This window comes from Paenibacillus tritici (assembly GCF_013204885.1).
Classification (GTDB): Bacteria; Bacillota; Bacilli; order Paenibacillales; family Paenibacillaceae; genus Paenibacillus_AQ; species Paenibacillus_AQ tritici.
Genome location: NZ_JABMKX010000005.1, coordinates 425,854 through 436,266, shown reverse-complemented (window position 1 = coordinate 436,266; position 10,413 = coordinate 425,854). Strand labels below are relative to the sequence as shown.

At 52.2% G+C, this 10,413-nt stretch carries 9 protein-coding genes and 1 rRNA gene; all 10 read right to left on the bottom strand.

What is annotated here, in order from left to right:
- A 16S ribosomal RNA gene (locus HQN87_RS11605) occupies nt 1-605 on the bottom strand; the annotation flags it as partial.
- 426 nt (nt 606-1,031) lie between these two features.
- Nucleotides 1,032-2,573: a LysM peptidoglycan-binding domain-containing protein gene (locus tag HQN87_RS11600; protein ID WP_173132517.1), complete on the bottom strand. Its 1,542-nt coding sequence runs from the start codon at nt 2,571-2,573 to the stop codon at nt 1,032-1,034.
- Between the two features lie 225 nt (nt 2,574-2,798).
- Complete coding sequence (gene ilvE, locus HQN87_RS11595) at nt 2,799-3,680, bottom strand: branched-chain-amino-acid transaminase (RefSeq protein ID WP_173132514.1); 882 nt, start codon at nt 3,678-3,680, stop codon at nt 2,799-2,801.
- Nucleotides 3,681-3,684: 4 nt separating this feature from the next.
- Complete coding sequence (gene pheA, locus HQN87_RS11590) at nt 3,685-4,572, bottom strand: prephenate dehydratase (RefSeq protein WP_173132511.1); 888 nt, start codon at nt 4,570-4,572, stop codon at nt 3,685-3,687.
- Nucleotides 4,569-5,549 (bottom strand): homoserine kinase, encoded by a 981-nt coding sequence (thrB, locus tag HQN87_RS11585; RefSeq protein ID WP_173132507.1) that lies wholly within the window; start codon nt 5,547-5,549, stop codon nt 4,569-4,571. Before thrB ends, pheA begins: the two co-directional genes overlap by 4 nt.
- A 65-nt stretch (nt 5,550-5,614) precedes the next feature.
- Nucleotides 5,615-6,901 carry a homoserine dehydrogenase gene (locus HQN87_RS11580; protein WP_173132504.1) on the bottom strand — a complete coding sequence of 429 codons (1,287 nt, stop codon included), beginning with the start codon at nt 6,899-6,901 and terminating at the stop codon, nt 5,615-5,617.
- Nucleotides 6,902-6,909: 8 nt separating this feature from the next.
- Nucleotides 6,910-7,347 carry an ACT domain-containing protein gene (locus HQN87_RS11575; RefSeq protein WP_173132501.1) on the bottom strand — a complete coding sequence of 146 codons (438 nt, stop codon included), beginning with the start codon at nt 7,345-7,347 and terminating at the stop codon, nt 6,910-6,912.
- Between the two features lie 165 nt (nt 7,348-7,512).
- Nucleotides 7,513-8,268, bottom strand: coding sequence for a zinc ribbon domain-containing protein (locus HQN87_RS11570; protein ID WP_173132499.1), 756 nt, complete (start codon nt 8,266-8,268; stop codon nt 7,513-7,515).
- Between the two features lie 17 nt (nt 8,269-8,285).
- A complete protein-coding gene (locus HQN87_RS11565; protein ID WP_173132496.1) occupies nt 8,286-9,032 on the bottom strand; it encodes a hypothetical protein in 747 nt (248 codons plus the stop codon).
- 5 nt (nt 9,033-9,037) lie between these two features.
- Complete coding sequence (locus HQN87_RS11560; protein WP_173132493.1) at nt 9,038-10,228, bottom strand: SPFH domain-containing protein; 1,191 nt, start codon at nt 10,226-10,228, stop codon at nt 9,038-9,040.
- Nucleotides 10,229-10,413 lie beyond the last annotated feature (185 nt).

Here is a 10,413-nt window from a genome sequence, read left to right as displayed (position 1 = left end):
TAAATAACCGCCTGCGCGCGCTTTACGCCCAATAATTCCGGACAACGCTTGCCCCCTACGTATTACCGCGGCTGCTGGCACGTAGTTAGCCGGGGCTTTCTTCTCAGGTACCGTCACTCCGGCAGCAGTTACTCTACCGGACGTTCTTCCCTGGCAACAGAGCTTTACGATCCGAAAACCTTCATCACTCACGCGGCATTGCTCCGTCAGGCTTGCGCCCATTGCGGAAGATTCCCTACTGCTGCCTCCCGTAGGAGTCTGGGCCGTGTCTCAGTCCCAGTGTGGCCGTTCACCCTCTCAGGTCGGCTACGCATCGTCGCCTTGGTGAGCCGTTACCCCACCAACTAGCTAATGCGCCGCAGGCCCATCCCCAAGTGGCAGATTGCTCCGCCTTTCATTCTCTCTTCAGGAGAGGAAAGAAATTATCCGGTATTAGCTACCGTTTCCGGTAGTTATCCCAGTCTTGAGGGCAGGTTGCCTACGTGTTACTCACCCGTCCGCCGCTAAGTTAATCCGGAGCAAGCTCCTTCATAACTCCGCTCGACTTGCATGTATTAGGCATGCCGCCAGCGTTCGTCCTGAGCCAGGATCAAACTCTCCAAATTGGTATTTAGAAAGAGCGATTGCTCATTTTGAAACATCTGACGAGAATTTACATTCTCTATTTTGGAATTCACTTTCGTGATTTCCGATACTCACTCGTTGTTCAGTTTTCAAAGATCAAGCTCGTTGTTGGTGTCGATTAGCTCGTCATCAGCAACTTTTATAATATATCATGTTTCTCATCCGAATGCAACACTTATTTCAATGAGACAAGGTAGTTATTCTTCAGAGCAGCATGTCCAATCTGATTCAAGGCGTCTGCCTCGCGACTGGATTTATAATATACCATGTTTTATACGTGATAAACAATCCTTAATATTTACCATTTTTGTATTTAGTTCTATAGACCTCCTTTCCACATCAAAAACGCAGCAGATCCCCTTACCATGCAGGACCTGCATACGCTCTTTACTCCTTCCCCGGTTCTATTAATTAGGAACCCAAGGACCACTATTCTTTTTGACTGTGCTTGTGTTTGAACGCCCACTAGAATTCGGACGCGGCTTGGCGGGGGCTTTTTCCTTGGTGGCAGTGGTCTGGCCTGAAGCCTTTAGTTTCGTTGCCGCTTTGGACGTTCCTGTCTTCGTATCCTTTATAGGAGCGGCATCGCCATGTGCCTTATCCGTAACTTCTTCCGGCTCCTCCACCGCAGGCTCGGGAATCTGAATCTCAGGTACGCGGTTATGGGCAAAATTCTCCATTCCCGGGTATGCCGGATAAGGCGGAATATTCGATACCATGGGCTGCTCATACATTGGCGATACCGCATTAGGCATGGAATTCATTCCCGCCGAATAAGGAGAAGCCATCCCCATCTGCGGCATGCCGTACACCGGATATCCGTTATACATCGGCTGCTCGTACGGATATGGCTGGATCGACATTCCGCCGCACCCGCAGGAAGGCCACGGAAGATTAACCTGCTGATTGTGATATTGCGGAGCAAAGGAGGCATTATCACTTACAGGGCTGACGGCAGACATATTCACATTATTGTAGTCCTGATTATAGTCCGGTGCTGCATTGGGATACCATGCGCCGGGATACTGGGCAGCTGGATAAGCATTGGCCGGATCAGCATAATTCGGAGGGCATTCCGGCATGAACGCAGCAGGCTGAGCATAGCTGGGAGCGTTATTCATATTCATCATTCCCATTGGCTCATACATGGGATAGACCGGTGCATGATTCATGAAATACGGGTTCTCATTCAAGCCGGGATATCCGCCTGTCTTTTCCATTGAGTCTGCTTTGCCTTCCCCCCATGAGGCAGGCTGAACCTCTGTTTTATGAGCTTCTTTGGACTTCTTCTCGTAAGCCGGAGCTTCCTGGGCCGGAACTGAGATTTGCACATACAAGCTTTGTTTCTCAGGCACGGCTTCCTGGACCGGCATAACCTCTGGCGCTTTATTAGGTGCAGGGTTAGGCGCAGGAACAGCGAGCGGGATGGGAACCGCTTCCGCCACAGGAGCCGGGGCTGGAGCAGGAGCTGTTTTTTCAATAACACCTGTGTAGGTTTTTCCGCCAATCGCCGTTTTGTCTACTACTGCCGGAGCGGCGGACTGGGCCTGAATGGGGGCCGTATTCGCTTTTGCAGGAGCGGTGGACTGAGCCTGGATGGGTGAAACACTGACTTTCTTAGGGATATTCACAACTTCACCAGTCATCAGAGCATTAGGGTTCTTAAGCTGCGGATTGGCGTCAATCATGTCCTTGAGCGTAACCCCCCAAGCCTTGGAGAGCTTCCATAAGGTATCGCCTTGCTTCACCGTATGCTTATAGTAAATATCATTGTTGTCCGGCACAGGGATAGGTACCGGCGCCGCCGGTATTTTGACCTTATCTCCTACGGCAAGCACATCTGGATTGGTGATTTGCGGATTGGCCTCAATTATCTTTTGCAGCGGCACTCCATACTTCTGCGATAACGCAAACAACGAATCGCCTTGCTTGACAATGTGTATTTTCACGTAGCATTTACCTCCTAAAAGTATCTATTGATCGACGTTGCACCCCGGTTCAGGGATGAGAGCATTCCAGTATCGGTATATGCGGTACAGCCGCCTCCTTCGTTACTACATCTTATGCAGCCCATGGGCGAATGACATCCCTATAAGCAAAAAAAATCCTTCCATGCTTGGCATGAAAGGATAATTGGCTCTATTACACGGTGTCAGGGCACCGTTCTACTATTACTATTCCCAAACCTTATAACCGTCTTTGTCGACCACATTGCGGAATTCTTCAAGCAGCTGCAGGGTGATCGGCCCGGCATGGCCAGAACCAATGATCCGGCCGTCGATCTCACGGGCTGCAATCACTTCCGCCGCTGTGCCGGTGAAGAAGACTTCATCGGCAATATATACGTCATGCATAGTGAACGGCTCTTCCTTAAGCGGTAAGCCCAGTTTCTCACATAGCTCAATAATCGCCAGACGGGTAATTCCTTCAAGCGCCCCCAGGTAGCAAGGCGGAGTGTAGACTACCCCTCTTTTGATAATGAAGATATTATCGCCCGAACCTTCGGTTACATAGCCTTGAGCGTTCATCATGATCGCTTCATCCGCTTCAGCCAGATTAGACTGGATCTTCACCAGAATGTTGTTGAGATAATTCAGCGATTTGATCTTCGGATTCAGCGCATCCGGGATATTGCGGCGCTGCGACACCGAAACGGCACGAAGTCCGTTCAGATAAGCCTGTTCCGGGTAGATGGCCAGCTGCTCAACAATGATGATCACACTGGCTTTGGGGCAGCGGCGCGGATCGAGCCCCAGATTACCGGGACCGCGCGAAACGATCAGCCTGATGTATCCGTTACGCATGTCGTTAAGACGGATAGTCTCAGCCATAGCTTCCAGCATCTCATCATAGGTCAGAGGAATGTCCAGCATAATCGACTTCGCCGAATCATACAGCCTGTCCAGATGCTCCTTACATTTGAAGATGTTGCCGTTATAAATACGGATACCTTCAAATATTCCGTCTCCATATAAAAAGCCGTGATCGAATACGGATACCTTTGCATTCTCTTTCGTTACATGTTGTCCATCCAGATAGATCCATTGCTCAGCCATGAACTTACTGCACCTCCGCTTTCTCTTCCTCATAGGTGTATGTGGGATAGGACCCCAGAATCCGTACCTGACAGCCCAAGGCTTTGATCTCTTCAATCGCCCCTGGAAGCAGTACCGATTCTATCGGCTCCAGCACATCAATGTAGAAATAATAAGTACCCAGTTTCTTCTTCGTGGGTCGTGATTCAATACGGGACAAGTTCAACTTGCGCCAGGAAAAAGCAGCCAGTACCTGATGCAGCGCACCAGGAAAATCCTCGGGCAGTGTGACAAGAATGCTCGTCTTATCTCCGCTGCTCTTCTGCGGAAGCTCCAGCTTCTGCGGGCCAACCAGCACAAACCGCGTGTAATTGTTGTTATGGTCTGTAATCTGGCGTTCCACAACCTCCAGCCCGTGCGTTGCGGCCCCAAGCGAGGTCCCTATGGCGGCCCAGCCCTTGCCGGGATTACTCTTCACAATCTCCACTGCTTCGGAGGTGCTGCCTACAGATTCCAGTTCAGCCCAAGGTGCAGCCTTACGGATAAACTGCGTGCACTGTGCCATCGCCACCGGATGGGACAGGATTCTGACCATCTTCGTGTAATCCTTATCCCCGTTCTCGTTCGTGAATTCCTGCGGATTGCCGATGAGGTTCTGCACCGAAGGGAAAATCCACTCCGCCTGCATCGGCAGGTTCACTTCATTAATGAGCCAGTCAATATGCAGGCTAACCGAGCCTTCAATCGTATTCTCAATCGGAATGACACTGTAATCGGTAACTCCCCCGGAAGTAGACAGAAAGACATCGGATATAAGCTTATGATGCTCAATATGAACAGGGTTACCGCCAAATAAATGCAGCAGCGCTTCATGCGAGACCGAGCCCTGAGGCAATACCGCTATTGATTTCATGACTGTAATTCTCCTTTTATCATATCCAAAAATGATCCGTTTTGCATCCCGTTTCTTTCAAGCAGCTCTGCAGTGACCCCTGTGGTGCAGGGAGACAGCCACAGGGTGCGGGAAGAGATCCCGTTCTCCCGCATTGTCTCTGTCAGAAACAGCTCCAGCTCCTGCTTCCGCAGCTCTCTGCGGTCCACCATACATAACAGAGTCGGACCTGCACCGCTAAGCGCGATGCCCAGTGCCCCATGGCCTGGAGCTTCTGCCAGCAGCTTCTCCATACCGGGCACCAGCGGAGCGCGGTATGGCTGATGCAGCCGGTCCTGCATCGCTGCACCAATGAGGTCGAGCCGCCCGGCGGCTAACGCAGCGGTTAGCAGCGAGGTGCGGCTGATGTTATGAACAGCATCGCTGACACTGACCTCGGCAGGCAGTACGCCTCTAGCTTTGACAGTCTCCAGCTCGAATTCCGGAATAACCACAAGCACTTCCAGCTCCTGCGGAGGCTCAATCCGGATATACTCCGCGTGCTCTCCATCCCACACGGCCGTAATAATCCCCCCGAACAGGGAAGCTCCGACGTTATCGGGGTGCTTCTCAATCGCTGTAGCCATATCAAACAGCTTCGCAGATTCAAGCGGTGAACCAATCATAGCATTTGCCGCAGCCAATGCGCCAATAATGGCCGACGCACTGCTCCCCAGCCCCCGGGTAAGCGGGATTTCAGAGTACATAGAGATGGACAGCTCAGGAACCGTGACCCCGGCTTCAGCAAATACCATTTGGGCAACCTTGTAGAGCAGATTGCTTTTGTCCCGGGGAACCCCAGTCATCTCATCTCCATACAGATGAAACACCGTTTCAGCCGCTTCCTCCATTTCAATCCAGGCATACAGCGACAGAGCCATACCCAGCGTATCGAAGCCCGGACCAAGATTGGCGGTACTGGCAGGGACTTTCACTCTAGACCTTCCGTAAATACTCATGGCGGGTAAATCTCCTTCATTATATTTGCGCGCAGCCGCCATATTTCAAGGGAGGCCTGCGATACTCAGCCTTCTACACGATAATGGCTTTTGATACGGTGAATGACATTCAGTTGCTCCAAATGCCGCATGACCTTGTTCATACTGGCTTTGCTGGCATTATGCGTAACAATTATAATCTCAGCATCCGGGTTATTCGCGTTGGCTTGCTGCACAACAGAGTCCAGGCTGACGTCATATTCGGCAAACACCTGGGTGATCTTCGCCAGCACACCGGCCTTGTCATCCACATGGAGCAGCAGGAAGTTCTTGTAATAAATATCTTCATCACTCTTCAGCTTCTTTTGCTTGTACGGAATGATCTGCTTGAGCCCATTGACGCCCAGCTTCAGATTCTTGATCACAGCCACAAGGTCAGCCACAATCGAGGTTGCCGTAGGCATTGCCCCTGCTCCCGCACCGTAGAACATAGTCTCCCCCACCGCTTCGCCATATACATATACCGCATTAAACACCCCGTTCACCGAGGCAATCGGGTGGCTCGTGCGGATCATTGTGGGCTGCACACTGATGCTGAATTCCTCATCCTGACGTTCGGCAATACCCAGCAGCTTCATCTCATACCCCAGGCGTTTGGCAAAAGCAATATCCTCCTTGCTGACGCCGGAGATGCCGCTCACACTGACATCGCTCAGCTCCACGTTGGTCCGGAAACCGAGGGTGCCCAGTATAGCCATCTTGCGGGCAGCATCCAGCCCCTCCACATCGGAGGTAGGATCAGACTCGGCGTACCCCAGCTCCTGTGCTTCCCGCAGTACATCGGAATAAGACGCGCCTTCCTGACTCATTTTGCTGAGTATGTAGTTGGTGGTCCCGTTGACGATTCCCATAATCTTCATGATCTTATCCGAGGAAAAGCCTTCGATCAGTGTGCGGATAATAGGAATGCCCCCAGCCACACTTGCCTCATAGAATACATCACACTGCTTCTCCTGCGCTTTGGCCAGAATCTCTGAGCCGTGCAGGGCCATGAGATCCTTATTGGCGGTTACGATATGCTTGCCGCGCTCCAGCGCTTCAAGAATGTACTCCTTCGTTCCCGCAATACCGCCCATCACTTCGACAATGACATCAATCTCCGGGTCACGGATAACTGCCCATGGATCATCGGTAATCTTCGACGGGTCCACCTCGATATCACGCGGCTTCTCCGTATTCTTCACGGCAATACGCTCAATAAGGATCGGCGAACCCACCTGGCTGCTCAAATCCTCCTGATTCCCTTCAACAATACGGACAACGCCCGTACCCACTGTACCCAGACCCAGCAAACCTACTTTGACCGGCTTCATTCGTATTCTCACCCCTGACCAATAATTAACGCTCGCTTCACACCCGGGATTGCCTTGAGACTGTCCAGCAAATCGCCCAATTCTTCATTCAGACGGGAAATCTCGACAGAGATCACTACATTGGCCCGCCCCTGAAGCGGAATGCTCTGATGGATCGTCAGCACGTTAGCCCCGTGAACAGCTACGGAACCCAGCACCTTGGAGAGCATGCCTGACTCGTGCTCCAGATCTATCGAGATCGTAACGATACGTTCGCGCTCCAGCTGATGAATCAAGTGTATCCCATCTTTGTATTTATAAAAAGCACTGCGGCTAAGACCGACCTGTTCCACGCCCTCGTGTACTGTTTTGGCATCTCCTGCTTCCAGGAGCTGCTTAACCTGCATGGTCTTCAGCACCGCGTCGGGCAATATGTCCTCCCGGACCAAATAATAGCGTTCTTTCACGAACGTCCTCACCCCAAAGACTTTTGTATGTACATAGTGGACATTATACGGGATCAAGGGCTTTTATTGCAACAACTTTTCTTGTGGCTCATAAGAGAAAAGACTGCCCTTCTATAGTTAGGAGGAACAGCCTTCATCTGTAAAATCAAACTCTCAATGCCCGAATCAGCTGTACGCAAGGGTGGTACCGCAGTAGTCACAGCTCTTGGACTGATCTGGAGCGACTGTATTCTGTGCGCCGCAGCCCGGACAACGGACAGATTTGGGAAGCTGCTGCGGCCTCGGCTGCTGATATAGCGGCTGTCCCCCAGGCGGTGAAAAGGGCGACGAAGCAGCTTGTCCCGCCGGGGCTTGAGGCTCCGGATCTGCTCCCTCATGGAAGAGGAGCCCGGAGTCCAGCACTCCATACTTTTGGAGGTACAGCAGGTCTCTGTTCACATCTCCTTCGCTCTGCCCGGTACGGCCAGCCAAATTGCCGATATAACGGACTCTGCCCGCAGTGATCAAGGCTACATATTGATTGGCGAGCTGCGAGCAACGGAATCTGGCCTTGGCTGCACTCCTAGCAAATGCTGATGCGGGCAGAAGCAGAACCAGACTAAAGAGAATTAATAATGTAATCAGGAGTGTGATGTCAATTCCCTCCTCGCTAAAGATGGAAATGACGATGAAACCCATCATTTGCAGGAAGCCTCCCACAAAAACATGAAACAACAGACTGTAATTGACGGGCTTGCGGTAATTTTTGTAATGGGTTCCGAGCATCCGCACCAGGGCAAGCACAAGTCCCAAGGGCATAAAAAGATATCCGATACCGATAATCACATAATCAAAGGTGGTCCGTTCATACTTAGGGAGACCATCAGACGGCTGTCCTTCCCTGCCCGGCAACAGTCCCCCCAGCTCATTCACTATCCCCATTGCTGTATATTCTCCTCCTATTTAAGCGCTGACAGCTCCAGATTACGCCGCTGGAGCGTGCCTGCGATACTCTCCGTCAATTCTTGTGTCTCAGTATCCCAGCGGACCGGCAGCTCCTTCAGCACAAGCAGCAGAGCCACATGGTCATGAAGCAGGGATATCTGCTGCTTGATGATATCTTCGGTTGCAAACAGTCCCGGTCTTGACACCGGATCGCTATACCGGAACTTCTCCTCCAGTCCCTCTACCAGCTCAACCAGCCTGCCTGCCTCCGGATGCTTCCAGGTCCCGGCTAGTACTCTGATCTCGTGCAGCTCCTGCCGGTGAGTGCGCAGGCTCCGCGAGGCTTCAGCCGCCTTCCGCTCCCCGGATGCGGCATTCCAGCCATATACCCCTGTTGCTGCAAGCAAGAGCGCAGCGGCAATCAGGACAAGCAGCTGCTCTCCCGCATACCAGAGCGGCTGCAGTTCCAGCAGCCAGTCAAGCACGATAGCTGAGGCAAGCACCGCAGCCACATACAGAGCCATGATCAAGGCTCCGCTTAAGAACAGCGGTGAAGTCCGGCTGGCCTCGGGAGCGCGGCGCAGCCATACCAGGCTGTACCCGTAAACTGCCGTCTCAGCAATACATACAGCAAGCAGGGTCACGACGAAGCGCATCAGCGATTCCGAGAATCCGAACATGAAGAACGAACCCAGGGTAACGGTCAGGGCAGCAATATAGATAACGGTAATAAGACCTGTATAAGACCTCTGCTTCTGCATCCCGCTCACCCGTTAGCCGCTCTGGTGCCGCACTCCGCACAGAATTTCTGTCCGGGCTTCAGTTCATGCCCGCAGCCGGCGCATTTGAGAATCAGGCTCTCCCCGCAATGCGGGCAGAATCTGGCACCCGGGATGACCGATTTACCACAGCTATGGCATTCCTTATCCTCCGCTGCGGGGGCCGGTTGCAGGTTGTGTCCGCAATCGGTACAGAAGCGCGCGTCTGCCGGATTAATCGTCCCGCAGCCCGGGCAGGACTTAGCGGGTGTACCGGACGCCGCACTGCTGCCAGCGCTGCTTCCAGTGCTGCCGTCCAGCGACACACTCCGGGTCATCCGGGACACAACTTCAGAGGCAGGTCCGGCCAGACCGAGGCCCATGCCTAGACCCAGCCCCGTGTTCATCATTGCTGCACCTATATTCCCCGGATTGCCTGCAGCCTCCTCCAGCGTATCGAAGCTGCGTTCCTGCTGGTAAGTGAAGCCGATAATGTCCATTTCCGCCTTTTTGGCCAGTGCTTCCTTCAAGCGCTGGGTCGCCGGATCCTCATCCGGAATATTGATGGAGTCAATATAGAAATTATTCAGTTCAATTCCGCTGTCCAGGAACGAGGAGGACAGGCGTCCCTGAATATGCTTTGAGATTTCAACTACGTAGGCATTGATCTCCAGAATGCTGATTTTTTTGTGCACCAGATAAGAAGAAATCAGTTCATTGATATTGGACATCAGCAGGCCGCGGAAATAACTCACCATAGTATCCTGATCAAAGACCGGCAGCGTCCCAACCAGCTTCAGCAAGAATTTGCGGGGATCTACAATCCTGACTCCGAACTGCCCGAAGGCCCGGACTGCAACCATAAGCTTGTATTTGGGGTCCTGCAGCTGCAGCGGGGCGCTTGTTCCCCACTTGACGTTCATAGAGTTCAGCTTGTTCACAAACCATATTTCTGCAGTGAAAGGAGACTTACCGCCGAACGGCAGATTCACCACATTCGACAAAATCGGTATATTGGCTGTGCTTAAGGTATGGCGTCCGGCGGTAAAGGAGTCCAGCGCCTCTCCGCCCTTGAACAGAATCGCTTCCTGGGATTCATTGACGATCAGTTGCGTCCAGGTCCCCAGCTCCTGATTGGGGTACTTCCAGGCGAAGACGCCTGCAGGCCCATCATATTTGACTACTTCAATAATTGCCATCTGTCCATTCCCTCTTTCTTGGCAGGTATGTATGATATACGCAGATTTCACCCTTTTAGATTCGCCCGGGGAGAATTTCGTCTGCGGCAGACGCTCCCTTAACCAGACCCTCCTATGATTGTAGTAAATTAATCCAAATAGATAAAGAAAACTTTATATTAATCTTCAAAAAAAACGGCCGCATC

Excerpts from the sequence above, each read along its gene's own strand:
- ilvE (WP_173132514.1), bottom strand. The coding sequence starts at position 3,680 with ATGGCTGAGCAATGGATCTATCTGGATGGACAACATGTAACGAAAGAG.
- pheA (WP_173132511.1), bottom strand. The coding sequence starts at position 4,572 with ATGAAATCAATAGCGGTATTGCCTCAGGGCTCGGTCTCGCATGAAGCG.
- thrB (WP_173132507.1), bottom strand. The coding sequence starts at position 5,549 with ATGAGTATTTACGGAAGGTCTAGAGTGAAAGTCCCTGCCAGTACCGCC.
- HQN87_RS11580 (WP_173132504.1), bottom strand. The coding sequence starts at position 6,901 with ATGAAGCCGGTCAAAGTAGGTTTGCTGGGTCTGGGTACAGTGGGTACG.
- HQN87_RS11570 (WP_173132499.1), bottom strand. The coding sequence starts at position 8,268 with ATGGGGATAGTGAATGAGCTGGGGGGACTGTTGCCGGGCAGGGAAGGA.
- HQN87_RS11565 (WP_173132496.1), bottom strand. The coding sequence starts at position 9,032 with ATGCAGAAGCAGAGGTCTTATACAGGTCTTATTACCGTTATCTATATT.
- HQN87_RS11560 (WP_173132493.1), bottom strand. The coding sequence starts at position 10,228 with ATGGCAATTATTGAAGTAGTCAAATATGATGGGCCTGCAGGCGTCTTC.